Below are 24732 nucleotides of genomic sequence, written 5' to 3'. Positions count from 1 at the left end.
TTCCTTTAATTTATGTGTTTATCGCTTCTATTTTCTCAACACGACCGGAGTGTCTTCCACCATCAAAATCAGAGGCAATCCAAGAATCTAGTATAGACTCAGCTACACCTTTCCCAATAATTCTTTCGCCAAAACAAAGAATGTTTGCATCGTTATGACCTCGAGCAACCATAGCCGTGTAAGCATCATGACAAAGAGCTGCTCTAATACCAGTATAACGATTTGCAGCTATACTCATACCTATACCTGAACCACAGATAAGGATCCCCTGAGAACTTGCATCTGCTAGAACAGCCTCAGCTACTTTAACTGCGTAGTCAGGATAATCAACTCTTGTCTTTGAAAAAGGACCTAAGTCAATAACCTCATGACCCTTTTCTTTTAGTAGTTCAACTGTATAATCTTTTAAATCAATTCCCGCATGATCAGTAGCGATAAAAAACTTCAATATTTGTCCTTATTAATTATGTTAATAGCTGTAAAATAGCTTGTACCGGCATTAAAAGCAGGTACGTTTTTAGTGGTGTCATAAGTATGATTAAAACCACTATGATTCCGTATCTTTCATTTTTGTAAAAGAACTCCGCAACTTCATTTACTCTATACTTTAGAGCTAGATGCATTAAAAAGTGCGCTCCGTCAAACTGAGGAATAGGAAGTAAATTAAATACTCCTAAAACAACATTTATGATTAGAAGCTGAAATACAAATAAATATGCAAAGACATAAACCAAACTATCAGCAGTTGTAGGTTGAGCCATTGCAACAACAGCGATAGATGCTATAGTAGCCAGTGTAAAGTTGTAGACAATTCCTGCAAGGTCAACTTGCATAGCCGCGTTGTATCCACCACTTCTAATGACTGTAGCAGTATTTATAGGTACAGGTTTTGCCCAACCAAATAAAAATCCACTCTCTCCACCTAAGAGCATAGGTAAGAAGTACATAGTTGCAGGAACTATAATAGTACCTACTAAATCAATATGGATAAGTGGATTTATAGATAGTCTTCCTGCATTTTTAGCAGTTGTGTCTCCATACATATATGCTACCCATCCGTGCATAATCTCATGACCGATGATAGCTACTGCTAGGGCAAGTACTGCTGCTAGTATTTTTAGTAAATCAATAGATTCCATGGTCATCTTTATCTTTTTTAATTCTTTCTTCTCTAGCTAAATCAAGATTCCAAGCTGACTCTAGGTCTGTGGGAGTTTTCCCCATTCTGTCCCATCTGATTTCCCAGTCATCATTGACTGAGAAGTATATAAACCAAGGAGTTCCTTCGATGTTTTCATAAGGAACAGCACCCCAAAAACGACTGTCATTTGAGTGATCTCTGTTATCTCCCATCATAAAGTAGTTATCTTTATCCACTTTTATAGGAGAAAAGTAGAAGAGTGGCAGCGGATATCTTCCGTTGTTTGTGATTTTTTCATCATGGTGAATACCGGGATGAGCTTTCATATAAGGATTTTTAACCCATAGTTTTCCAGCAAAGACTATGATTTCAAAATCTTTGAAGTTCTCTTTTATCCACTCATCACCTTCTTTATGATGAACGAATAAATTTTTCTCAGATACAAATAATTCATCTCCAGGAAGTGCAACACATCTTTTTACAAAATGTTGTTTAGTGTTTCCAGGATATCTGAAGATAACTATATCACCACGTTCAGGAGTATCACCATCTACTAAACGAAGTCTATCACTCCACGGCATAATAGACATCTCAAGAAAAGGGATATGAGGCATAGAGATGCCGTAAGCGAATTTTTTAGCAAATAGATGGTCACCTATAAGAAGTGAGTCTTTCATAGAGCCTGATGGAATTCTAAAAGCTTGAGCTATAAAAAATATAACAAAAAGAACTATGACAACAGTTCCAGTCCATGAGTTAGAGAATTTATAAGCTTTGTGTATGATTTTTTTCATTAAGATTCACTTTGTTTGGAAAGTTTAGCAGCGTTGTTTTTTGCAGCTTTAAGAGTGTTACTAAGAAGCATGGCAATTGTCATCGGACCAACACCTCCAGGGCTTGGAGTAATGTAAGAACTTTTTTTACTTACATTAAGAAAGTCAACATCACCAACAAGTTTACCCTCTTTAGTTCTACTTACACCAATATCTATAATGATAACATCATCTTTAACCATATCTGCAGTTATAAGGTTGATAATGCCAACGCCAACTAAAACTACATCTGCATTTAAAGTGTGTTTTTTCAAATCATCTGTAAAAATATGACATATCTCAACTGTAGCATCTGCATTTAAAAGAAGTGAAGCCATAGGTTTTCCAACTATATTTGAAGCACCGACAACTACACAGTTTTTACCTTTTACATCTATCTTATATTCACGTAATAGTTCCATAACTCCAAGTGGAGTACAAGGAACAAAACCATCAAGATTTGTAACTAAACGACCAACATTATAAGGGTGAAAACCATCAACATCTTTCTCTGGAGCTACAAGTTCTAAAAGTTTTGTTGTGTCAATATGTTTAGGCAAAGGAAGTTGAATTAATATACCGTCGATATTTGAGTCATTGTTCATCATAATAATTGTTTTTTCAATAGCTTCTTGTGATATTGTCTCTGGCATATCGTGAGTAATAGAGTAGAAACCAACTTTATCGCAAGCTTTTTTTTTCATGTTTACATATGTAGCACTTGCCTGATCTTGACCAACTAGAACAACTGCTAAACCGGGAGTACATCCACATGTTGACTTTAAGTCTTTAACTTCTTGTGTAATTCTTTCTTCTATTTTTTTTGAGAGTGCCTTACCATCTAGTATTTGCATTTAAACCTCATAAATATTTTTTTATCATTATACCCATCAAATAATAATATGGCGCTTTAGGTGTACTATATAGAGATTTACAATAGATAAAAAGGGACTAGATGTTTAGTTTAAAGCTCATAAATTATTTTTTTGTTATTATATCATCATATATTTAGAAGGTCATCTTATGAGATTTTTTCTGCTTTTTACTTTTCCTTATTTTTTGTTTGGAGCTACATCATTTATTACTCCGCTTGAATATGCATCTCAACTTTATAAAAATCCTAGAGGAATAGGCTGTCATCTTTGTCATGGAGAGAAAGGTGAAGGTAAGCTTGTAGCTAGATATATACATAAAAAAAAGAAAAAAAGTTTTGAAGGACCAGCTATAAATAGTCTTGATTTTGATACCTTTTATAGAGCATTAGATAATTCAAAAGAAGGAATGCCAAGATACTTTTTAACAAACAAAGAAGTTCAGGCTTTATATTTATATCTTCAAGAAAATAAAGAGAAATCAGATGCTAAGTAAAATAGAAGAAGCCTATTTAAATAGAGATTTAAAAGCTTTAGATTCAATGGCAGAACCAACATTTAGAGTTATAAATAAAAGAAATGATTTTCGTTCTGTTTTGATGCTTTCATGTAATAATGTCAAGCATCTTAGCAAGATACAAAGCCTAGATGCTGATTGTATAATGCTAAATCTTGAAGATGGTGTAAGTAAAGAAGATAAGCCTTTCGCACTTGTTTTATGTGCTATATTTTTAGTCAAGCATAGAGAGTGCGATAAAAAACTTGTAGTACGTGTAAATGCACTTGATGAGGGCGGGTATGAAGAGATTACTTACTTGAATCAGTTTATGCCGGATGCTATTAGAGTCCCAAAGATAAAAAACAAAAAAGAAGTAGATAATGTTCTTGCTCTTTTAAATGAAGATATAGAGTTGCATCTATCTATCGAGACATCAGAAGCTTGGCATAACCTCTCAACACTAAAAGGTAACCTTAGAGTCACTACTTTTTATCTCGGTATTTTAGATTTGTTTGCAGATATGAAACTTTCGCATAGTCTTATAAATCTAAATAATCCAACAATGAAATACATGCTCTCTCACTTTTTAATTACTTGTAAGGCTATGAGAGTTAAGCCAGTCTCTTTTGTTTATCAAGAGTTTAAAAATCTAGATGAGTTTTCTCTTTGGTTAGATCTTGAAAAGAGCATGGGTTATAATGCAAAAGGTTGTATTTCTCCAGACCAAGTGCGACTTGCAAATGAAAAGTTTGTTGATGATGAAGCTCAAATACAAAGAGCAAAAGACATAGTTAAACTCTTTGAGATGCACAAAGAGAGCGGAGTTACAGGTTTTGTGGATGAAGAGTATGGGTTTATTGATGAACCCATATATAAGGGTGCTTTAGCACTTTTAAACATTTAAAGGGTTAATCATGAAAATTACAAGGTACAACACTCAAAACGTTTTTACATCTAAAGTAGTCTGTGTGGGAAGAAACTATGTTGAGCATATCAAAGAGCTTGGTAATGAGACACCTGAGAGTATAGTTCTTTTTAACAAGCCAAACTCTGCCATAAGTGATGAGTTGTATTATTTTAGTGAAGATACAAGATTTGAAGCTGAGATATGCTTTTTAATCAGAGATAAAAAGATAGCAGGTGTCGGTTTTGGACTTGATCTTACAAAGGCAAATGTTCAATCATATTTAAAATCAAAAAGTCTTCCTTGGGAGAGAGCAAAAGCCTTTGATAATTCTGCTGTTATAAGTGAGTTTGTAGCTTTTGAGGGTGATATTACAAAGCTTAGTCTAGTGCTTTATATAAATGACAAGCTTACTCAAGAAGCGACCTATAATCTTATGATACATAAACCACAAGATATTTTAAATGAGATAGAGTCATTTATGTCCTTAGAAGATAATGACATTATTATGAGTGGTACACCCAAAGGTGTTAGTAACTATAGCGTTGGTGACACCTTTGTTGGAAAAGTATTTTGTGGTGCTGAATTACTTGTAGAGCAAGAGTGGATAGTTAAAACTTGTAACTAGCGATTGCGCGAAAGTAAGAGGTATCACTCTTGGTATTTGTATAGTTTAAGTTTTCATATCTTAGATGGATAGAAGCTTCTTTAGTGAAGTAATGTTTAAAATGAAAATAGTAAGCATTAAAACCATCGCCTCTTGGGTCATTTACCTGAGTGTTTGTAAGCGTAAATGCTACTTCACTATGGTGTGAACCTAAAGGTAGATTGTAAGTACCATTGAGCATCCAAGTCTCAGGTTTGTAATTTCCACGACCATTTGCTACCATAGAAGTTGTATAGACTTTTGCTAAACCACCATAGCCTTTTACTATGCCACTAAGACCAAAATTCTGTGAGTAACTTAGAGAAAGCATCCAGTTCTCTGCATCAACTGAACTCCTTATTGCTAAAAGATTGATATCATCTCCACCATTGGCATTCTCTCTGAGTGCATATTTTCCACCATTACCACTGTTGAAATACTGAGCGCCTATACAAAATAAAGCGTTATTATCCACAAAAATCTCATAATCAGCTTGTGCAACAAAGGTGGAGTAAAGTTCTGGAGCATAGTAGTAAAATGCCTGAGTTTTAAGTCCATTTATTCCAGTATAGTGAAGTGATAACATACTAATTCCGTTATCTCCAAACTCTCCACTAGCACTCTCTTTTTTGTATGCATCTGATATAAATGAGCGAATAGAACTGATGTAGTAAAGTTGAACCTCTATATCTTTTATGCTCTCCCCAGTATATGCAAAGCCTTGATAACTCCATGGAACTATCCTGGTTGTGTCATCATTCATCATTGGAGTATTAAGCATAAAGTTACCAAGCTTCATAACTCTATCTTTTGTTCTATATGCAAGAAATGATTCACTAATAGTCGTAAGAGCTTTGGCATTGTTATCATTATTAAAAAGAGCAGTATTCTCTTTGTTTAAGCTATCCCCAACAGGATTTGATGTGTGAAATCTTATAGATGCAAAGAGTGGATTTTTTGTGTCTGTAGTATATTTTAGATATCCACCAAGTGATGTAGCATAGGCATCAGGTGCTGTTTCTTTACTAATGTCATAGTAAAACAGTTTTATCTGGGCATCAATATTAGCATTTAAAAATGCTTCTTTTAATTTTGAATCTGCTCCAAGAGTAAAAGTTGTAAGTATTGAAAGTAATAGAGTGGACTTATATTTTGGCATAATTAAATCTTTATAAATGAGCAATAACCAAGCTTTTCCAATAGTTAAAAAAAAACTATAGTGTTACGAGGGTAATTATAGCACCAATTAAAATAATTGTATTAGTATCTTGCTAGATTATAAAAAACATTGTATCTGACTAGAGTTTTTTCTGTAGGTCGTGGGTATCTACTGTAGGCATATTCTATTGTCTCTTTTGTAGTGTCATCAAGTACATAATAACCACTTTTTTCTAAAAATTTAAAGTCACTCATATCTCCATTTGGATGCAGATAAAACTCTATAACGTTACTTCTGTTTACATTTAAATCTCTTGAAAGATTTACTCTCGCTACACGAGTAAGAACTTGCTGTGTAATCCTTCTCATAATCTCTTGATTATCTAAGATATATTTTTGCTGTCCAGGGCTAAGTTTTCCAAACTCATCACCGTAAAGCTCTTTAATGTTTTGATTTATGCTACTGCTTTTATATGTTTTCTTTTCTTCAGTCTCTTCTTCTTTGGAAGATTTATCTTGAGACAACATAGCATATAGTGGGTTTAGAGACTTTTTAGTCTCTTTTTTAGGCTCTTGCTCAGTTGTGTTTACATCTTTTTTCGGAGCTAATGTTATAAATGGTTTTTGCAATAAGGGTTCTGTTTTTGGCTCTGCTTTAGATACTGGTTCGGGCTCAGTTGGATTCAACTTTGGCTTTTTAACTGGTTTTTTTGGTTCGTATTTTACAGGTGGTTTAACTATCTTCTCTAGCTGAGAACCTTTTGGCATAGGCGGAGCGATAGTTGAAGGTTCTATTTTCTTTTTTATATCTCCAGATTTTTTATCTTTTTTAGGCATTTCTTTTAGTGAGATTTTAATCTTTTTCTCTTCTTGTTTTGCAGGTTTTTTTATCTCCGGAGAAATTGTGCCAAGTAACCAAAAAATCAACACAAGGAGAAGATGTATGAGAAGTGCTACAAATAAAGCAAAAGAAGATCTATTCAAATTGTTCCGTTTATTTTAATTTTAAATAATTTCGATGATTATAACTAATATATATTAATGAAACATAAGGTTAGCCTAACTAATATATATCTTTAGATATAATAAGAAAAAAAATTATTTAAGGTATTTAAATGAGTACTCAAGCATCGTTAAAAGCATTTGAACAAGCACAAAGTTTAATCCCAGGTGGAGTTAACTCTCCAGTTAGAGCATTTTCAAGCGTTGGTGGAATTCCACTGTTTATTACTGAGGGAAAGGGCGCTTATTTAACGGATGTTGATGGCAACAAATATGTTGATTTTGTACAGAGTTGGGGACCACTTCTTTTTGGTCATAGAGATGAAAGCATAGAAGCTGCTGTCATCGAAGCTGTAAAGCATGGACTTAGTTTTGGCGCTCCTACGCAAGCTGAAACAGATTTAGCACAACTTGTTGTATCTATGTTTGACTCAATTGATAAGATTAGATTTGTAAGTAGTGGAACAGAAGCGGTTATGAGTGCCATTCGTCTAGCACGTGGTTTTACAGGCCGTGATGATATTGTTAAATTTACCGGTTGTTATCATGGGCATAGTGATTCTCTTTTAGTTGAAGCAGGAAGTGGTGCTGTAACTTTTGGAAATCCAAGCTCTCCTGGTGTACCAGCTGATTTTACTAAGCATACCCTACTAGCTACATATAACGATATTGATAGTGTAAAAAAATGTTTTGCAGATTCTAGTGATATCGCTTGTGTAATCATAGAGCCTATCGCTGGGAATATGGGACTTGTTCCTGCAGATAAAGAATTCTTGGCTGAACTAAGAAAGATTTGTGATGAGAATGGTACTCTACTGATTTTTGATGAAGTTATGAGTGGTTTTCGTGCATCTATAAATGGTGCTGAGTCTATTACCGGCACAACTCCAGACATTGTTACTCTTGGTAAAGTTATAGGTGGCGGTATGCCAGTTGGTGCATTTGGAGCACGTGCAGAGATAATGGCAATGCTTTCTCCTGAGGGACCTGTTTATCAAGCGGGTACGCTTAGCGGAAATCCTGTTGCAATGGCAGCTGGACTTGCTGCACTTAGTAAACTAAAGAAAAATGCGCCGGTTATGAATGTTTTAAATGTGCGTGCTAAAAGACTTGTAGAGGGTATGCAAGAAGCTGCTACATCTTGTGGTATTACGATGCAAATAGATACAAGAGGAAGTATGTTTGGGTTTTTCTTTAATAAAAAGCCGGTTAAAAACTTTGCAGATGCTTGCAGATCAGATGCTGAGCTTTTTGCTAAATTTCACGCTGGAATGATTCAAGAAGGCTTTTATTTTGCTTGTTCACTTTATGAGACAGGTTTTATATCTACAGCTATTACTGATGAGATGATAGAAGATACAATTAAAGCTAGTGCAAAAGTACTAAAGGCAATTACAAATGGCTAACAAGGTAAATGACGAAGATAACAAAGAGGTCATAGATGACTCTCTTGAAAAAATCAAAAATAGATTAGATAAAAAAGAAAATCATAAACCTAGAGTGAAACCTATCATTGAGGCTGCTGATAGTCTTTCTCTAGGAATCTCTATGGTTGTTGCTGTTGCTATGGGTGTAGGTATTGGTTATCTTCTTCGTAGTCTAACAGAAATAGGGTGGTTGTTTTGGGTTGGTGTTGCTATTGGTATTGCGGGAGCAATTTTAAATGTCTATAAAGCTTATTCAAAACAGTATAAAGTTTTTGAAGAGTTAGCTAAAGAGCCTAGATATGCTATTAAAAAGAAATTGGAAGAAGAAGATGATGATGAGGATTATGGTGAAAAAAGGTATTAAGCTTATCACTATAGTAGAACTTTTGATAATAGCATCTTCGTTAATATCATTTAGCTTTTTTATCAATTTACAGATTGCATTTTTAAGCAGTCTGTTTATTATTTTAGGCTCCTCCTACGCTTATAGAAAGATGATTAACACTCAAGTTGCATCCGATATGGTTGAAGAGAAGAGAGATATCTTAGATGAGATAGAAGATCCGCATGAACTATATGAAGAAGATTCTATAAACTATGCTCCTGTAGAAGAGTTAGACCTAAAAGCTATTGTAAAAGAAGAGAAGAAAAAAATAAAAACTTTCAGCCTTGAGAGCATGAAACAAGGGGCTAAAGGAAGTTCATCACTATTTAGACTTGTGCCATATCTATTTTTGGTTTTGGGTTTTGTTGCTCTTAAAAATAATGAACTACTAGATATAGCTATTTATCTGCCATCTTTGCTTGTTGGAATAGTGGTTGGTTCATTGAGTGCTAAAGAGCTTTTTTCTGTCGAAAAATAGCTCTTAAGAAGTTATCATTGGTATATTGATAGTTATCTTTTTTTGTATATCAATATAGAAGTTAGTGCTAGATGCAAAAACCTCTAGTTCATCAGCTTTTTGTTGATTAATATTTTCTGCTTTTATCTCAATAGAAAATATACTGTATTTTTTATTTTCAAACTTTATATGTTCTCCGACCCTATAAAATATTTTAGTATTTACGGTATCGTTGTCTTCAAAGCAAACATAGATTTTATTAAGAAGTTTTATGAACTTGTTTGTATTGATGATAATCTCTGGAATAGTTGGATCAAACTCTTTTGTATATTTTATATTAGAGTTAATAGAGTTTGTTGATATACATAGGTCTACAAGTGTATAAACATTTGTTATTTCACCAACAGGCTTTGGATTGTTTAATTTAAATGATGGAGATTGATAGAGTTTAATCCCTATCTCATCTTCGTTTTCATAACCAACAGTAAGAGCAAAAAACTTGTATCTACCAAACTCCAGTTCTAGAAAAGTTGTTTTAAAACCAAAAGATACATTTGCGTAAGTTGTAGTAAGTTCAAAAAGTTCACTTGCTGATGCAGCACCTAAAAGAAACTGGGCTTCAGCATTTAGTGATAAAATCTTTCCATTAGAGCTAAAAGTTATGAAAGGGTTGTAATCATACTCAAGCCACTGTTGCTCAAAAGTCATAGATTTTATTCCTCTATATAGCTTTTAAGTTTTCTACCTACTTTAGGATGTTTAAGTTTCTTAATAGCACTTGACTCAATCTGGCGAACACGCTCACGAGTAACACTAAGTTCTTTCCCGATTTCTTCTAGAGTTCTATCGCTTTCATCATCCATAATTCCAAAACGAAGTTTTATAACAGCTTTTTCTCTTTCGTTTAACTGCTCTAAAACACCTTCAATTTGAACTCTAAGGTCATCTTTAAGTATAGCATCTGAAGGAGAAATTGATGATTTATCTTCAATAAAGTCACCAAATCTACCATCATCTTCATTGCCAATTGGTGCTTCAAGAGAGATAGGCTCTTTTGTGATTTTTATAACGTTTTTAACTTTCTCAACAGATAAACCAACTTCTAGTGCAATCTTATCTACATCTGGTTCTTTACCATGTTCTTGAAGGTGTTTACGCATTATTTTATTAATACGATTAATAGTCTCAATCATATGAATTGGAATACGAATTGTTCTAGCTTGATCAGCAATAGCACGACTAATTGCTTGGCGAATCCACCATGTAGCATAAGTAGAAAACTTGTAGCCTTTTTGATACTCAAACTTGTCAACAGCCTTCATAAGTCCTATATTACCTTCTTGAATAAGGTCAAGAAACGGTAATCCACGGTTTGTATATCTCTTAGCAATAGAAACAACAAGTCTTAGATTAGACTTTGCCATTTTTGTCTTAGATATCTCAGATATGTTTTTTCCACGTTTGATTTGCTCTAAAATATCAAGAAGTTTTTCCGGCTCCATGTCAAAACTATTTTTTGAAGCTTCTTTTGTTTGAACTAGCTTTTTTATTTCCATATATGTACTGACCATAGTAGCTTCTGGAACCATACCAGCAATATCTTCTTTTGTTAATTCACAAATTTTCTCTACTAAAACTTTGTGATTAGCTTTTAGTGTTGCATTAAAAAGTGGTAGTTTATACTCAAGTCTTTTAAGCTCTTTGTCATAACCATCATCAGTCTTAAGTGCAGTTTCCATTGCTTTAACAAGTTCATTGATAAGTTTAGAAGTTGGACCAAGCTCTAAAAGTTTCTCTTTTAAAACAGATTTTTTAAAAGTTACACTTAGAAAGTAATGAACTATTTCTACTGTAATCTTGCCATCCAAATCTTCAGGTGCTTTTTCAGCCAGTTTCATCCACTCTTTTTTAGCTTTTTCAAGTGCTTTAAAGCTAATAGTTACTTTTTCCACTCTGCTTTTATCTTTAGCAGTTAGTGTTTTACTTTCATCTTCAGCTTCGACTTCTGTAGCCTCTGCATCATCACTATCTTCTTTCTCGTCTTCAAAGCTTTTAAAAAGCTCTTTTACTCTTCTTTCACGATTTATAAGAGGTTCTTTATAGTCAAGAATAAATCTAATCAGATAAGGTACAGAACAGATAGCATCTATAATAATACTTTCTCCACCTTCTATCTTTTTAGAAATCTCAATCTCTTCTTCTTTAGTAAGAAGAGGAATCTGTCCCATTTCACGAAGATACATACGAACAGGTGAGTCTGAACGAGACCACTCAAGAAGTTCATGTTCTTTTAAGATGTCAAACTTGTCTGATTCATTATTAGCAAGCATCTTTCTTTGTGCGTCTCTTCTAGCTTCAGCTTCTTTATCATTTAGATTTTTAGCATGTTCACTTGCTGTATAAAGGCATTTTTTATGCTTTAACATAAGCTTATGTATGTTTTTGGCTTGTGCCGCTGTTGGCTGTTTATCAAAAAGGTCAATTAGAGATTCATAAGTACCACAATCTTTCGATTTGTGATCTGCAAAATATGAGTCTATAGCTTTGTTGAGTTCTTTTGCTGTCATATTAAAATATGCCTTAATGGTTAAGATTTTTTAAAGAGTGGATTATACCGAAATTGTTTTAAAGAGGTCTTAAATTTAGATAATTTATTTTTGGAACACACTTTGCTTTTGTTAAAACAGATATGCGAAATAAAGGGATTTTATGCAAAGCGGATATTATAGTTCAGCAGCTGGGATGGTAACACAGTTTAATCGCTTAGACACCATTGCCAATAACCTTGCCAATGTTAATACAGTAGGGTTTAAAGAGGATAATCTGGTTGTGGGTGATTTTCAGCGTCTTTACAAAGAAGCAAGAGATGAACTGCCAAATGAAAATCATAGTAAAGATGGGGCACAGTTTATAAATAGAAGTATGACAAAAGCTCCTCAGATAGTTGACTCATATACAAACCACTCTGTTGGTAATATGCAGCTAACTAACAATGATATGGATTTTGCTCTCTCCAGAGAGGGACTTTTTTTCTTAGTTAAGACTCCTGAAGGTGTCAGGCTTACTAGAGATGGTTCTTTTACAAAGGATGATGAAGGAAGACTTATCACAAAGAATGGTTATGAGGTTTTAGCAAATGACTATTTTGAAGCTGGTGGAAATATAACAATCAATGAGAATGAAAATATTATACAAGTTGATAAAAATGGTCAGATGTACAAAAACATACCAAACAGCATTAAGGTAGTTCAGGGTTCACATCTTTTTATTGCTCAACCTGATAATATTGCATTTCTTAAAAAAGAGGGTAATAATCTTTATCGGTATGATGGAACAACAGGTTTGAAGAGTTTAAATGAAACTGGAGCTGTCTCTCAGGGTTATGTTGAAAAAAGTAATGTAAATGCCGTGAATATGATGACTCAGATGATAGAAACAAATCGTTTAGTTGGAATGTATCAAAAAGCTATGGATGCCCAGATGAACGATATGAACCGTGACGCGATAGAAAAACTAGCTAAGAGAGCCTAGCTTTACTAAAGCATAAGTTGGAGGGTTTCCTTCATTTATGAAATAAAATTAAGGAATTAAGTTATGATGCAATCACTTTATACTGCCTCTACAGGAATGTTAGGGATGCAGACACAGATAGACACAACGGCCAATAATATTGCCAATGTTAATACAATAGGTTTTAAAAAATCTCGTGCAGAATTTGCTGACTTAATGTATAAAGTTATGTCTTATGCAGGAACAGCCACTAGTGATATGACTAAAAGCCCTACAGGTATAGAAGTTGGTCTTGGAACTCGTCCTACAGCAATTAATAAGATATTTTCAGAAGGAAGTCTTAAACAAACAGACAACCAACTCGATATGGCTATTACTGGTAGAGGTTTTTTTAAATTAGAACTTCCTGATGGAACAGAGGTTTACAGTAGAAATGGTGCTTTTAAAGTTGATGACAATGGTAGTGTAGTGAATAGTGATGGTTATAAACTCATTCCTGAAACAGTTATTCCACCAGATGCTACGAACATCAGTGTAGGTGCTGATGGTACAGTTACTGTTGTGCAGCCAGGACAAACTCAAGCAACACAAATCGGTCAAATTTCGCTTACAAATTTTATTAATCCGGCTGGACTACACTCACGGGGTGATAATCTATATATTGAAACAGATAGTTCTGGACAACCAGTAGAGGGAACTCCGGGAATTGATGGTCTTGGTGTTCTTAGACAGGGTTTTGTTGAACTAAGTAATGTTGAGCTTGTTGTTGAATTAACAGACCTTATTACAGGACAACGTGCATACGATTCTAATTCAAAAGTAATCACAACAAGTGATGAAATGCTACAAACTACAAATAACCTCAAACGATAATACTACATAATTTAGTCTCGGACAAATTCCGGGACTTATAAATAATACAACCTCAAATAAAATATCTTTTTTATTGAATTGTAATCAACAGCGGCTTTAAACTAATACCAATCTCATTTTGGATATAATCGCAAAAATATTTTTAAAATATATTTAGGATTTAATATGCAAAAAGCAAATATTGATGGAAAAGTTTGGACTTTTGGAAAAGATATAGACACAGATTTAATAATCGCAGCTCGTTATCTTAATACATCGGTTCCAGAGGAACTAGCAAAACATGTTATGGAAGATGCTGACCCTGAATTTGTAAACAACATGAGTATAGGTGATGTTATAGTTGCCGGTGAAAACTTTGGTTGTGGAAGTTCAAGAGAACATGCACCCATAGCACTCAAGGCTGCTGGTGTTGCCGCAATTATTGCTCCAACTTTCGCAAGAATTTTTTATAGAAATGCATTTAATATGGGTCTTCCTATATTTGAACTCAAAGAGAGCGCTGAAATAAGCGAAGGTGATGAAATTAGTGTAGATATGAATGCTGGTACAATCACAAACAAAACTACAAATAAAACGTATGACTTCACTCCAATTCCGGAGTTTATGCAAGAACTTATAGATGCTGGCGGATTGATGAATTTTGCACAAAATGAAATTAAAGGTAGATAATGAAAAACTATAAAATAGCACTAATTAAAGGTGATGGAATAGGCCCGGAGATTATAGATGAGGCTGTTAAAGTTTTGGATGCTGTATCTTCATGCTGTGGAATTAATTTTGAGTATGAAGAAGCTTTGATGGGTGGTGTTGCTTATGATATTACAGGCGATCCACTTCCTAAAGAGACTATCAATATCTCTTTAAACTCTGATGCTGTACTTTTTGGTGCAATCGGTGGAGAAAAATGGGATTCGCTACCTAGAGAAAAACGTCCAGAAAGTGGTCTTTTAAGATTTCGTAAAGAGCTTGGTGTTTATGCAAATCTTCGTCCTGCAGTTGTTTATGATGAGCTAATCAATGCATCATCGCTTAAGCCTAAGATTATTAAAGGCGTAGATATTATGGTTATTAGAGAGCTTATTGGCGGTATCTATTTTGGTGAACCTAAAGGACGTACAGAAGATAAAGGCTGGAACACTATGGTTTATACACGCTCTGAGATAGTTCGTATTGCACATCAAGCTTTCAAAATTGCAATGACAAGAAGCAAAAGAGTTTGTTCTGTAGATAAAGCAAACGTACTTGATGTTTCTCAACTTTGGAGAGATGTTGTTACTGAGGTATCTGCTGAGTATCCAGATGTGGAGCTTTCTCATATGTATGTAGATAATGCTGCTATGCAACTTATATTAAATCCAAAACAGTTCGATGTAATGCTTACGGGAAATCTTTTTGGTGATATTTTAAGTGATGAAGCTTCTATGCTTTGTGGCTCTATAGGTCTTTTACCGTCAGCATCTGTAGGTGATAAAGTTGGTGTTTTTGAACCTATTCATGGTTCTGCTCCAGATATCGCAGGTCAAGGCATAGCAAATCCAATCGCTACTATTGCTTCTGCATCTATGATGCTTAGATATGCTCTTGGTGAAAATGAAGCTGCCGATAAAATCGACAGTGCTATTAAAAGAGCACTTAGCGAAGGCTATAGAACTGGTGATTTAGCACAGTTTGATGCTAAAGAAGTTTGCTCAACTAGTGAAATGGGTTCTATTATCGCTAACTATAGCGCAAGATAGAAATAAAATTTTTATATGCAAACTCTTACACTAGCTAATATTTATGAGTTGCAAGGTCTCAAAATTGAGGCCTTGGAAATTTACAAAGAAATCTTAAAAAATGATCCCTCAAACGGTGAAGCTAAAATTGCCATTAGAAGACTCTCAGGCATAAGAAAAAAGTTTTCAAATGTAAATACCCAAATGAAAGAGTTTTTCATAAAGATGGAAGCAGATGTTGAATTTAACGAGTTTGAAAGGTGGTTATTAAAGTCATGGAATTAGAAGATGTAATACTATCAACTTTAGCAGAGATGGAAGATAATGAAACTACAAAGAAAGTTTTAAACAGTTCTATCAAGCCTAAAAAAATACAAATAACAGAGAGTGGTGAACCAAAACCTTTAACGCAAACGCCTTTAATGAAAGAAGATAGAGTTTCTAAAGAAAATAACCCCTCTTCAGTAGATGGTGAAATTTTATTTTTAAACTCTTTAAAAGAGAGACTTCTTGTGCTATTTGAAGGTTTTCAGGCACCAAATAACACAAATATAGAAGCTAAGGTAGATATGACTCTAAACTTTCTAGAGTATGCACTAGCTACAATAGACTTAAGAGCAGAGCAGTTAGAAAAAGGAAAACTAAAGTGAGTCAATGTAGAGTTCTTATAGATGCAAATGATGAAAAAGGTTTGGTTCATAAGATATCAACAGTTTTTTTCAATAATGCTTTAAATATGCTATCAAATAGTGAGTTTGTTGATAAAGAAAACAACAAGTTCTTTATGCGAAGTGTTGTAGATGGAGACATAGACTTAGATAAACTTGAAATTGCTCTTAAAGAAGTTCTACCAGATAGTGCAGGAATCAAACTAGTTGAACCTAAAAAGAAAAATATTATTATTATGGCAACCAAAGAGCTTCATGCACTTGGTGACATCCTTATCCGTCATGAGGCGGGTGAATTAGATGCAAATATTTTAGCTGTAATATCTAACTATGATGAGCTTGAGTCTTTAGTTACCAGATTTGATATTCCCTATATAACTGTTTCGCATGAGGGATATGAACGCATACAACATGAGCAAAAGATTATAGAGTGTATAGACAGCTTCAAAGATGTTGATTATATTGTACTGGCTAAATATATGCGAATACTAACTCCTAGATTTGTAGAGACTTATGAAGATAAGATTATAAATATTCATCACTCTTTTTTACCTGCATTTATTGGTGCTAATCCATATAAACAAGCCTATAATAGGGGAGTTAAGATTATTGGTGCAACAGCACACTTTGTAAATAATAACCTTGATGAAGGTCCAATCATTGCCCAAGAAGTTATACATGTTGATCATGCTTATAGTTGGAGAGATATGCAACGTTCAGGTAAAGATGTAGAAAAAGTTGTTTTATCACGTGCGCTTAAGCTTGCTCTTGAAGACAGAATTTTTGTATATGCAAATAAAACGGTTATCTTCTAATGATATACACTAAAGCTAGAAAAACAAGTTTTTCAGAGGTGTTAGAGTAAATGTTTAATTTAGTTTTAGTAAATCCACAAATTCCTAATAATACAGGTGCAATAGGGCGCTTATGCGTAAATGCAGGGGCATCTCTGCATATAATAAAGCCTATAGCCTTTGACATAGATGAAAAAGCAGTTCGTAGAGCAGGGCTTGACTACTGGGAAAAGCTTGATTTGCATGTTTACGAAAGTATAGAAGAGTTTTTTCAGATGAATAAAATTACTGATAATGCTTATTTTGCAACAACAAAAACAGACAGACCATATTTTGATGCAGGGTTTAAAGAGGGTGACTTTATCTTCTTTGGTAGTGAAACAGCGGGAATCCCAGAAGATATTTTAAATACTTACAAAGAGCAAAACATAACAATACCTATGACAAAAGAGGGTAGAAGTTTGAATTTGGCTATAAGTACAGGGATAGTCCTATATGATGCTATAAGGCAAAACTATAATCGTTTTAAGGAGGTTTCATGAGTATTCTTGATGGAATCATGATTGTTCTTTTTATTCTATTTATGGTTTTTATTTTTGGTGGCTATCATAAAAATAAATCTGCACAAAGAGAAGCAGGCTTCAAAAGAGATGAAGAACAAAAGAAAAAAGATAAAGAGAGTGAGTCTTAAAAAACTTTACTCGCCCACATTTCAATAGAATTTTCAAATCTTTCAAATAGACTCTCTGCATTTTTAATAATCATTGACATTACATATCCTTTGTTAAATATGTCATATCTTAATCATTTTTTCGCATAAATATAAAAAGTATGACAATTTGCCATATTTTCTTTGACTTTATTGCAAAAATCTATTATAATCTAAAAAACATAGGAGAAATGACATGAAGAATTTTTTAGAAATTGTTGAAGAAATCAAGAGTATAGTATCTTCTGAGTTTAACTCTAAAAAGATATTTGATAAAGATGTAGCTGATGTATTAGGTATATCTCAAATGAATTTTGCAACCATGAAAAAGAGAAATAAGGTTCCCTTTGGAGAACTTATGGACTTTTGTGCCTCTAGAAGTATATCTATTAACTGGATGTTATATGGACAGTCACCAGAGAGTCTTGTAGAAGCAACCAATAGGTTTTATATGGTTAAGTACTTCACTGATGTAAATGCATCTGCTGGTGGTGGAGCAGATGAGCAATGTGAAGAAATAGAAGAGCTTGAACTTCCTGAGCAGTTTGTATTTATGCTTGGTGGTGAGAGTGAGATGAAAAATATAGAGGCTATTAACGTTTCAGGTGATTCTATGGAACCAACTTTTAGTTATAATGACATCGTATTTATAAATCGAGCTAAGACCGATCTTCAAAGAGGTGGTGTTTTCACGATTAGAACAGAAGCTGGACTCTTTATTAAGCGTGTTCAAAAAAGAATAGATGGAAAAATAGATATAATATCTGATAATCAAGTATATTCGACACAAACTCTTGAACCCAATGAAATAGAAGTAATTGGTAGAGTGGTTAGTAGATTTGGTGATGTAGATTAAAATAGGATAGATAATTTGAAATATATTTTTTTAGTGTTATTTGCTTTAGTCTTTGCATCATGTTCTTCCAAAGAACCTGTTGTTTCTAAGCAAGGAGTAGATAAAGAAGCAGAGCTTAAAAAAGAATTTGAAAAAAGTATAGAGATTTATGATTTAGTAAATATTCCTCAAGATGTTGAGTTCTTTACACAAGAGGTAGATACAAAAACAAAAACTTACAATATTCAAAACAAATATGAAAAGTATTATTTCAATGTCTGGAATGATACAGCGCCAAGAGAAACGTTAGAAGATGTTAAATGGCCATTTAATGCTTATAAGGCTGGAGATAGCTATGGAGAAAATCTTCAACTTTTAAAACAAGAGTTTTTTGATGAAATGCTCGATAATGCTAACTTTGGTAAATATGGGACACTAAATGCAAAAGCTGTAACATTGAGACATGTAAATATAAGAGCTTTTCCTACAATAAAACCACTTCTTCGAGATCCAAAAAAAGCGGGAGAAGGTTTTCCTTTTGATTATCTTCAAAACAGTACACTGCACGCAAATAAACCACTCTTTGTATCTCACTATTCTAAAGACAAAGAGTGGGTTTATGCATTTAGCAGCTTTACTTCTGGCTGGATAAAAAGCAGTGAGATTGCTTTTTTAAAAAAAGAACATATAGACTTATGGCAAAAAGCACAACAGATTTTTTTAGTCAAGGAAGATGTACCAATATATAGCTCAGATGGAACTTTTCTTTTCTCTTCAAAGATTGGAATGATGTTAGCTCTAATTTCAGAAAATGATAAAAATTTTACAGCCTTAGCTATCTCTTCTTATAAAAACTCTAGTCCAAAGTTTGAAAAAGTAAAAATATCTAAAGATATAGCAAGAAAAGATATCTTAAACCTAGATAGAAAAGCTCTTACAAGCATAATGAGTGAAGTATATAAAAGTAACTATGGCTGGGGTGGTATGTATGGTCAAAGGGATTGTTCTTCAATGCTTCGTGATATGTATGCACCGTTTGGTATATGGCTTCCAAGAAACTCATCTCAGCAAGCTAAAGTGGGGAAAATTATTAACTTAGAAGATCTATCCGATGAAGAAAAGATCTCTATCATTAAAACTTCTGCTGTTCCTTTTCAAACCCTTCTGTACAAGAAAGGACATATAGTTCTTTATGTAGGAACATTTAAAGATGAAATAATTGTATTTCATAACACATGGGGAATCAAAACTAAAAAAGACGATGTTGAGGGCAGAGTTGTAATAGGCAAGAGTGTTTTTAGTACTTTAAGACTTGGCAAAAACTTAGAAGACTATGATAAAGAGGGTGAAATACTTGGGAATTTAGAAAGTATGAATATTTTAACTCAGTAGCTAAAATATTACGCTTTAATATCTAAGAGAGAGCCTAGCATTTCATCTTGAGTTTTGATTGCTGTTACATTTACTTCTGTTGCATCTTGAGCAATAATCTGATCTGGAATTTCTTTAGCTAAATTTACTTGGCTTGTTGTTGATCCAGTATTATCTGATTTTCTTGTATTTGCACTTACAGAACCTTCATTACTTGATATTCTGGTGTCTGATGGAACAAAACCGCTTGTATTGACATTTGCAATATTGTTAGCATTTGTGTTCATCATTGTCTGATGAGCTTGTATAGACGATAAATTACTCGATATATTCATAATTGACTCCTATTTGAAATAATAAAAGACCTCGTGAGTCAAGAAGATGGCTTAGGAGACATTTAAGTTACTATTTCTATAAGTTATTATAATACTATCTTTCTGAAAGCTTGTTTATAGATTAAAAGTAGATGCAAAAGCATCTACTTTATTAGTGTAAATCAGCGTTAAGTTTAATCTCTCTAGTTGAGCGAGAAGCTGTAATCTCACCAGTCATAGAGTTTTGTCTATAGTGAAGACCATTTAATCCTGCCAAACTCTTACCTTTGAAGATTTCGCCTTCCATAGTAAGACCTTTGTTTACTTTTTGGATTTTAGCAAGCTCTTTAGGATAGATACCAACTTTTGTTCCCTCTAAAATTGCTAAACCTGCATCTATTATACAGCCATCACCTAAAGGGATACCACAAGTTGAATTTGCTCCTAGAAGTGTGTTTTTGCCAACAGAGATAGGGTTTCCATCTGTTCCACTAAGTACACCAAGAATGGAAGCACCACCACCAACATCTGAACCATCTCCAACTATAGCAGAACTAGAAATACGACCTTCAACCATAACTGAACCAGTTGTTCCAGCATTGAAGTTAATGTATGAAGCACCTGGCATTACAGTTGTTCCAGCAGCTAATTGTGCACCAAATCTTACTTTTGAAGTCTCTAATATTCTAGTATTATCTGCAGGGATTATATGTTGTAAAAATCTTGGAAATTTATCTACAAAATCAATATGAGGATATTCATTAGCAAGTTTTAGCTCGATTTCAAACTCTCTTAGGTAGTCAAGTTCGATAGGCTGACCATTTGACCAAGCAACGTTAGGCAAGGCACCGAATGCACCATTTAGGTTAATACCTCTAAGCTCTACCTTTGCTTGACTTATTGCATAAAGCTTTAAATATGTCGCTTCAACACTTTTAAGTGCTTCATCTGCAAAAATAAATGTTACTTTGAATTCGCCTTCTAAAGAGCCACTGTTCATAATCTGGTTATAAAGTGCAGATACTACTTGAATGTTTTTATGAGCATCTCCATAAGCTTCATCAGCATAAGGTGTAAACGCATTTAGACAACTCTTTAAAAATGCAGCATTAATATCACAAACAACCTCACTCTCAGTAAAATCAACCTCTACACCTTGCTCCGCAAGTGCTTTGATGAAAATTGCAGCACTGCCGAAGTTCTCATTCCAGTTAATTAAAGGGTATGTCGCTTGAAGCGTCTTTTCAATATTTATCTGACCTAAGTCTACTCTACATATACCGAAGGCTAAAGGGTCTTTGTAGCCAGTAGTTGATGATTTGATATTTTCTATAAGAGCTTTAAAAGCATCTGTTGTTTGTGTTATTTCCATGAATCCCCGCTTAATAATTTATTGTCGCAATTATACTTAAAAACTACTAACAAGAATTTATATATACTTACATTATGAATAAATGGCTGGAATTTTTAAAAAACAATGATTTTGTAAGTGTTAAAAAGTATATAAAAGATGGTGCGGATGTAAATGAAGCTAATGAATCAGGTGAATCAGTATTAGCCTTTGCTTTAAGAAGCAGATGTGATATGGACTTATTGATGCTACTTCTGGAAAATGGTGCTGATATATATGACTTTGATAATGAAGGTGTAAGTATATTTGATATGTCAATTACATATAATAATTTTGAAATGGTAGAGTATATAATTGAACAGGGAATAGATGTAAATTTTACGCAAAGAAGAAGCAGGTTTACCCCTTTAATGGCAGCAGCTTCTTATGGAAGAATAGAGATAGCAAAGCTTCTTATCAAGCATGGTGCAGATCAAAATGCTGTGGATGCAAAAGGGTTTTCAGCTGTTGATTTTGCCAGAAAAATGAATAAAAAAAGTGTTTTAGAAGTTTTTGAATATGATGAAAATAGCCCAAGAAACAAGGCTTATGCTAGATAATACTACGATGTTTTAGTGAAAAAACTTACCTTGATTTTCATTATCTAATGGCTTTCTTTTTTCTTTAGCAAGCCAATCTTGAAGTAGTGACTCTACTACTTTACTTAAGCTCATTTTGTATCTACTTCTAGAGTATTTCATCGCCTCATCCCATGTACTTCTATCAATGAGTAGACTTCTTGTTATCTCATCTTTTGGTTTCATACACTCTCCTTGCTATATAGTAAATTATATAGTATCAAAGAATCACTTTTTGTGAGCTTAAGGATATTTTTGTATAATCGTAAAAATTTTTTAATAAAGATTTATCATGCACTCAAGCCTATATATAGCTAGACAACCTATTTTAGACAAGAACAACAATATATTTGCGTATGAATTATTATATAGAGATTCTAATCAAAGCTCAAATATAAAAAATGACAGATACGCTACAGTGACTGTTTTAAGTAATGTGTTAAATAAATTTGGTGTAAAAAGTCTCTTGGGGGATAATAAAGCCTTTATAAAAGCAGATAAAAAATTCTTAATGCATGATGTTGTGTTTTATATCCCTAAAGAACATTTTATATTTGCCCTACAGGCAAATATAGAGTTTACAGAGGCTCTTGAGAATAGAATAATACAACTTAGTAAAATGGGACATCTTTTAGCTATAAATGATGTTCTACTTACAGAAGAAACATTTGATAAGTTTTCCAATATTTTAAAGTATATAACTTATATAAAAGTAGATATTAACACATCTAAAGAGAATCTAAAACTTTTAGAGGGTAAAGATTTAATAGTTATTTTTACAAAAGTGGAAACACATAAAATGTATGACAAAGCTAAAGAGTTTAAAGGTGATTATGTTCAGGGTTACTTCTTCTCTAAACCAAAAATTTTAGAACAAGAAAAATTTGATCCAAATAGTCTTAAAGCCATTAATCTCTGTAATTACATTATGATTAATTCAAGTATAGATGAGATTGTTGAGAAATTTGAAGAGAATCATGCTATATCATTACAACTTTTAAAGTATGTAAACTCTGGTTCATTTCATTTTAGACAAAGAATTTCCTCAATTCGCCAGATACTAACTCTTATGGGTAGAACACCTCTCACTAAGTGGCTTATTTTAATGGTTTACTCTATAAACGGGACTGTTGACGAGAATGATACGGCATCACCGTTAATGCAACTTCTGAAAAATAGAACAAATCTTATGGTTAAAGTCTCTAAGCAGATAGAGAATAGTGGAGTAAAAGAGTTTTCTTCTAAAGTCTATTTTGTAGGTATTGTATCACTTTTAGATACTCTGTTTAATGTTAGTATGAATTCTATTTTAGAAGAGTTAAACATGGATTCTGAAATAAAAGAAGCTATTATTAATGGTGAGGGTATTCTAGGAGAGATTCTTATATTTGCAAAGAATCTTGAAAAATTTGATATAAAAGCTGTTGAAGATTTTTGTGATAAATATGATATAGAAACAGAAGAGTTAGAAAAGTTGACTTTTGAAGTCATACAAAGTGTAAATGAGTTCGAAAACTCAAGAAATGTATAAAGTTTTATGCACTTTGTAAAAGTTTAACAAAATTTTTATAGCTATCTACAACTTCTTGATTTTTTCTATTTTGAATATAGAACTCAATTGCTTTCTTGCCAAGTCTAGGGATTTCATTTTTAACAGCCCAACTACTTACTGTTCCCTCAGGAATTTCTAAAATCTCTGCAAGATTTTTTTGTGTGATAGAAAGTTCACGACATACGTCTTTGACAACATTTCTTTTTCTTTTTTTAGCTTTTTGCGGTGGTTTAACCATACTCATGCTCTTAAACTGAGCTTGTAGTCTTACCGTATTGTCGGAGTTTTTTTCTATCCATTCTATAACATCAGAAGCATTAAGTATCCAATCTCTAGAGTTTAGTGACTTTATAACTTCTTGACAAAATAGAGAAGCATGTTCTGTTGCAAACTCTGTATCACTGAGTTGATGAAGCATTGAAAATGCCAGTTGAATAGAGGCAGAACCATTATATCCCCAATCAAACCCATCTTTTGATTTGGAAAATAATTCATATTTTACAGGTAGCTCAACTTCCCCGTAAGTTACATACCTGCTTCCCAGTAGTGTTTTATGGCCTTTAAATACGTGATTATTTCTAGTAGTCATAATTCTCTCTTATATTTTGAAAGTAAAATGTTGATTAGTACTTTTTGAGTTTTCTATTTTTTTAGAAAAAGAAACCCTATAAACAACATAACTAATCACCACTAGCAATAAAAATACCAATAACCAAACTAACATAATAATATTCCTTGACTTATGATGTATTTATATCGACATAATCTATAATTTATTAATTTTTTTGCCTTTTTTTAGTATGATGTCACAAATAATTTAAGGAAATTACATGTCCAATATAGAAAAATTAGAAGAACTACTTACTAAAAGTGTTATACCGGATATCGATGAAAGATTGGATGAAATTTTTGAAGAGATAGCTGATAACAAAGATGCCAGTGAAGATGCAAAAGAAGAGATTGAAGAACTTCGTGAGTTTAAAGCTGACTTGCAAGATGTTTTAGAAGATATAAAAAATGGTGACATCGATGAAGAAGAAGCTAAAGAACTTATAAATGATATTTTAGAAGCTCAGAAGGGCAACGAAGAAGAATTTGGATTTGTGGAAGAAGATTAATC

General features: G+C 33.3%; 32 protein-coding genes. 20 read left to right on the top strand and 12 right to left on the bottom strand.

Annotated features, from left to right (window positions below; all coding sequences use genetic code 11):
- Positions 1–10: 10 nt before the first annotated feature.
- Genes rpiB through folD form a run of 4 tightly spaced genes read right to left on the bottom strand, consistent with a single transcriptional unit; the run spans position 11 to position 2807 of the window.
- Positions 11–448 (bottom strand): ribose 5-phosphate isomerase B, encoded by a 438-nt coding sequence (rpiB, locus tag ACLHDE_RS07485; protein ID WP_415395802.1) that lies wholly within the window; start codon positions 446–448, stop codon positions 11–13.
- 16 nt (positions 449–464) lie between these two features.
- Positions 465–1139: a site-2 protease family protein gene (locus tag ACLHDE_RS07480; protein WP_415395801.1), complete on the bottom strand. Its 675-nt coding sequence runs from the start codon at positions 1137–1139 to the stop codon at positions 465–467.
- The gene (gene lepB / locus ACLHDE_RS07475) at positions 1126–1935 is read right to left on the bottom strand and encodes a signal peptidase I (RefSeq protein ID WP_415395800.1); all 810 of its coding nucleotides are present in this window, start codon (positions 1933–1935) and stop codon (positions 1126–1128) included. The genes ACLHDE_RS07480 and lepB overlap by 14 nt, the downstream gene beginning before the upstream one ends.
- Positions 1935–2807, bottom strand: a complete 873-nt coding sequence (gene folD / locus ACLHDE_RS07470) for a bifunctional methylenetetrahydrofolate dehydrogenase/methenyltetrahydrofolate cyclohydrolase FolD (protein ID WP_415395799.1) — start codon at positions 2805–2807, stop codon at positions 1935–1937. Before folD ends, lepB begins: the two co-directional genes overlap by 1 nt.
- Positions 2808–2976: 169 nt before the next feature.
- Here folD and ACLHDE_RS07465 point away from each other — a divergent pair, with 169 nt between their 5' ends.
- The 3 genes from ACLHDE_RS07465 to ACLHDE_RS07455 are packed head-to-tail and all read left to right on the top strand — an operon-like array spanning position 2977 to position 4856.
- Positions 2977–3321, top strand: a complete 345-nt coding sequence (locus tag ACLHDE_RS07465; protein ID WP_415395798.1) for a c-type cytochrome — start codon at positions 2977–2979, stop codon at positions 3319–3321.
- Positions 3311–4228 (top strand): HpcH/HpaI aldolase/citrate lyase family protein, encoded by a 918-nt coding sequence (locus tag ACLHDE_RS07460; RefSeq protein WP_415395797.1) that lies wholly within the window; start codon positions 3311–3313, stop codon positions 4226–4228. Before ACLHDE_RS07465 ends, ACLHDE_RS07460 begins: the two co-directional genes overlap by 11 nt.
- Before the next feature lie 10 nt (positions 4229–4238).
- Positions 4239–4856 carry a fumarylacetoacetate hydrolase family protein gene (locus ACLHDE_RS07455; RefSeq protein WP_415395796.1) on the top strand — a complete coding sequence of 206 codons (618 nt, stop codon included), beginning with the start codon at positions 4239–4241 and terminating at the stop codon, positions 4854–4856.
- On the opposite strand, the gene ACLHDE_RS07450 is transcribed toward ACLHDE_RS07455, so the two are convergent.
- Entirely contained in the window at positions 4840–6033 is a 1194-nt protein-coding gene (locus tag ACLHDE_RS07450; RefSeq protein ID WP_415395795.1) for an OprD family outer membrane porin, read from the bottom strand. The genes ACLHDE_RS07455 and ACLHDE_RS07450 overlap by 17 nt on opposite strands.
- A gap of 101 nt (positions 6034–6134) precedes the next feature.
- Positions 6135–7016: a hypothetical protein gene (locus ACLHDE_RS07445; RefSeq protein ID WP_415395794.1), complete on the bottom strand. Its 882-nt coding sequence runs from the start codon at positions 7014–7016 to the stop codon at positions 6135–6137.
- A 131-nt stretch (positions 7017–7147) separates the two neighbouring features.
- Here ACLHDE_RS07445 and hemL point away from each other — a divergent pair, with 131 nt between their 5' ends.
- The 3 genes from hemL to ACLHDE_RS07430 are packed head-to-tail and all read left to right on the top strand — an operon-like array spanning position 7148 to position 9324.
- The gene (gene hemL, locus ACLHDE_RS07440) at positions 7148–8440 is read left to right on the top strand and encodes a glutamate-1-semialdehyde 2,1-aminomutase (protein ID WP_415395793.1); all 1293 of its coding nucleotides are present in this window, start codon (positions 7148–7150) and stop codon (positions 8438–8440) included.
- The gene (locus ACLHDE_RS07435) at positions 8433–8825 is read left to right on the top strand and encodes an AtpZ/AtpI family protein (RefSeq protein WP_415395792.1); all 393 of its coding nucleotides are present in this window, start codon (positions 8433–8435) and stop codon (positions 8823–8825) included. Before hemL ends, ACLHDE_RS07435 begins: the two co-directional genes overlap by 8 nt.
- Positions 8809–9324 (top strand): hypothetical protein, encoded by a 516-nt coding sequence (locus ACLHDE_RS07430; RefSeq protein WP_415395791.1) that lies wholly within the window; start codon positions 8809–8811, stop codon positions 9322–9324. The genes ACLHDE_RS07435 and ACLHDE_RS07430 overlap by 17 nt, the downstream gene beginning before the upstream one ends.
- A 3-nt stretch (positions 9325–9327) precedes the next feature.
- Here ACLHDE_RS07430 and ACLHDE_RS07425 read toward each other — a convergent pair whose 3' ends face one another.
- Positions 9328–10011 (bottom strand): hypothetical protein, encoded by a 684-nt coding sequence (locus ACLHDE_RS07425; protein WP_415395790.1) that lies wholly within the window; start codon positions 10009–10011, stop codon positions 9328–9330.
- Positions 10012–10016: 5 nt separating this feature from the next.
- Positions 10017–11870 carry an RNA polymerase sigma factor RpoD gene (gene rpoD, locus ACLHDE_RS07420; protein WP_415395789.1) on the bottom strand — a complete coding sequence of 618 codons (1854 nt, stop codon included), beginning with the start codon at positions 11868–11870 and terminating at the stop codon, positions 10017–10019.
- A 142-nt stretch (positions 11871–12012) separates the two neighbouring features.
- Between rpoD and ACLHDE_RS07415 the strand changes: the two genes are divergently transcribed.
- The 11 genes from ACLHDE_RS07415 to ACLHDE_RS07365 all read left to right on the top strand — a co-directional run bounded on the left by ACLHDE_RS07415 (position 12013) and on the right by ACLHDE_RS07365 (position 19799).
- On the top strand, positions 12013–12834 hold the full coding sequence (locus ACLHDE_RS07415; protein ID WP_415395788.1) for a flagellar hook-basal body protein: 822 nt from the start codon (positions 12013–12015) through the stop codon (positions 12832–12834).
- 63 nt (positions 12835–12897) lie between these two features.
- Positions 12898–13686 (top strand): flagellar basal-body rod protein FlgG, encoded by a 789-nt coding sequence (gene flgG, locus ACLHDE_RS07410; protein WP_415395787.1) that lies wholly within the window; start codon positions 12898–12900, stop codon positions 13684–13686.
- 165 nt (positions 13687–13851) lie between these two features.
- Positions 13852–14355 (top strand): 3-isopropylmalate dehydratase small subunit, encoded by a 504-nt coding sequence (locus ACLHDE_RS07405; protein WP_415395786.1) that lies wholly within the window; start codon positions 13852–13854, stop codon positions 14353–14355.
- On the top strand, positions 14355–15422 hold the full coding sequence (leuB, locus tag ACLHDE_RS07400) for a 3-isopropylmalate dehydrogenase (RefSeq protein WP_415395785.1): 1068 nt from the start codon (positions 14355–14357) through the stop codon (positions 15420–15422). Before ACLHDE_RS07405 ends, leuB begins: the two co-directional genes overlap by 1 nt.
- Positions 15423–15437: 15 nt before the next feature.
- Entirely contained in the window at positions 15438–15686 is a 249-nt protein-coding gene (locus ACLHDE_RS07395) for a tetratricopeptide repeat protein (protein WP_415395784.1), read from the top strand.
- Positions 15677–16051 carry a CiaD-like domain-containing protein gene (locus ACLHDE_RS07390; RefSeq protein WP_415395783.1) on the top strand — a complete coding sequence of 125 codons (375 nt, stop codon included), beginning with the start codon at positions 15677–15679 and terminating at the stop codon, positions 16049–16051. Before ACLHDE_RS07395 ends, ACLHDE_RS07390 begins: the two co-directional genes overlap by 10 nt.
- On the top strand, positions 16048–16884 hold the full coding sequence (gene purU, locus ACLHDE_RS07385; protein ID WP_415395782.1) for a formyltetrahydrofolate deformylase: 837 nt from the start codon (positions 16048–16050) through the stop codon (positions 16882–16884). Before ACLHDE_RS07390 ends, purU begins: the two co-directional genes overlap by 4 nt.
- 50 nt (positions 16885–16934) lie before the next feature.
- Positions 16935–17405 (top strand): tRNA (cytidine(34)-2'-O)-methyltransferase, encoded by a 471-nt coding sequence (locus ACLHDE_RS07380; protein WP_415395781.1) that lies wholly within the window; start codon positions 16935–16937, stop codon positions 17403–17405.
- Positions 17402–17554, top strand: a complete 153-nt coding sequence (locus tag ACLHDE_RS07375; protein WP_415395780.1) for a hypothetical protein — start codon at positions 17402–17404, stop codon at positions 17552–17554. The genes ACLHDE_RS07380 and ACLHDE_RS07375 overlap by 4 nt, the downstream gene beginning before the upstream one ends.
- Positions 17555–17768: 214 nt before the next feature.
- Positions 17769–18428: a LexA family transcriptional regulator gene (locus ACLHDE_RS07370; protein WP_415395779.1), complete on the top strand. Its 660-nt coding sequence runs from the start codon at positions 17769–17771 to the stop codon at positions 18426–18428.
- Between the two features lie 15 nt (positions 18429–18443).
- On the top strand, positions 18444–19799 hold the full coding sequence (locus ACLHDE_RS07365) for an SH3 domain-containing protein (protein WP_415395778.1): 1356 nt from the start codon (positions 18444–18446) through the stop codon (positions 19797–19799).
- Between the two features lie 8 nt (positions 19800–19807).
- Here the strand turns inward: ACLHDE_RS07365 and ACLHDE_RS07360 are convergent, their stop codons facing one another.
- Both ACLHDE_RS07360 and ACLHDE_RS07355 read right to left on the bottom strand, forming a co-directional pair.
- Entirely contained in the window at positions 19808–20113 is a 306-nt protein-coding gene (locus ACLHDE_RS07360) for a flagellar basal body rod C-terminal domain-containing protein (RefSeq protein ID WP_415395777.1), read from the bottom strand.
- Positions 20114–20264: 151 nt separating this feature from the next.
- Positions 20265–21464, bottom strand: coding sequence for a tetrahydrodipicolinate N-succinyltransferase N-terminal domain-containing protein (locus tag ACLHDE_RS07355; RefSeq protein ID WP_415395776.1), 1200 nt, complete (start codon positions 21462–21464; stop codon positions 20265–20267).
- Positions 21465–21538: 74 nt separating this feature from the next.
- On the opposite strand from ACLHDE_RS07355, the gene ACLHDE_RS07350 reads away from it, so the two are divergent.
- On the top strand, positions 21539–22042 hold the full coding sequence (locus ACLHDE_RS07350) for an ankyrin repeat domain-containing protein (protein ID WP_415395775.1): 504 nt from the start codon (positions 21539–21541) through the stop codon (positions 22040–22042).
- 12 nt (positions 22043–22054) lie between these two features.
- Here ACLHDE_RS07350 and ACLHDE_RS07345 read toward each other — a convergent pair whose 3' ends face one another.
- Entirely contained in the window at positions 22055–22246 is a 192-nt protein-coding gene (locus ACLHDE_RS07345; protein ID WP_415395774.1) for a hypothetical protein, read from the bottom strand.
- A 106-nt stretch (positions 22247–22352) separates the two neighbouring features.
- On the opposite strand from ACLHDE_RS07345, the gene ACLHDE_RS07340 reads away from it, so the two are divergent.
- The gene (locus ACLHDE_RS07340) at positions 22353–23591 is read left to right on the top strand and encodes an EAL and HDOD domain-containing protein (RefSeq protein WP_415395773.1); all 1239 of its coding nucleotides are present in this window, start codon (positions 22353–22355) and stop codon (positions 23589–23591) included.
- A gap of 4 nt (positions 23592–23595) precedes the next feature.
- Here the strand turns inward: ACLHDE_RS07340 and ACLHDE_RS07335 are convergent, their stop codons facing one another.
- Entirely contained in the window at positions 23596–24201 is a 606-nt protein-coding gene (locus ACLHDE_RS07335; protein ID WP_415395772.1) for a DUF6166 domain-containing protein, read from the bottom strand.
- Positions 24202–24442: 241 nt separating this feature from the next.
- Between ACLHDE_RS07335 and ACLHDE_RS07330 the strand changes: the two genes are divergently transcribed.
- A complete protein-coding gene (locus ACLHDE_RS07330; RefSeq protein ID WP_415395771.1) occupies positions 24443–24730 on the top strand; it encodes a hypothetical protein in 288 nt (95 codons plus the stop codon).
- Positions 24731–24732: the final 2 nt, after the last annotated feature.

This window comes from Sulfurimonas iocasae (assembly GCF_047716755.1).
Taxonomy (GTDB): domain Bacteria; phylum Campylobacterota; class Campylobacteria; order Campylobacterales; family Sulfurimonadaceae; genus Sulfurimonas.
Note: the sequence above shows the minus strand (reverse complement) of the source record. Positions and strands in the feature narration are given on the sequence as shown.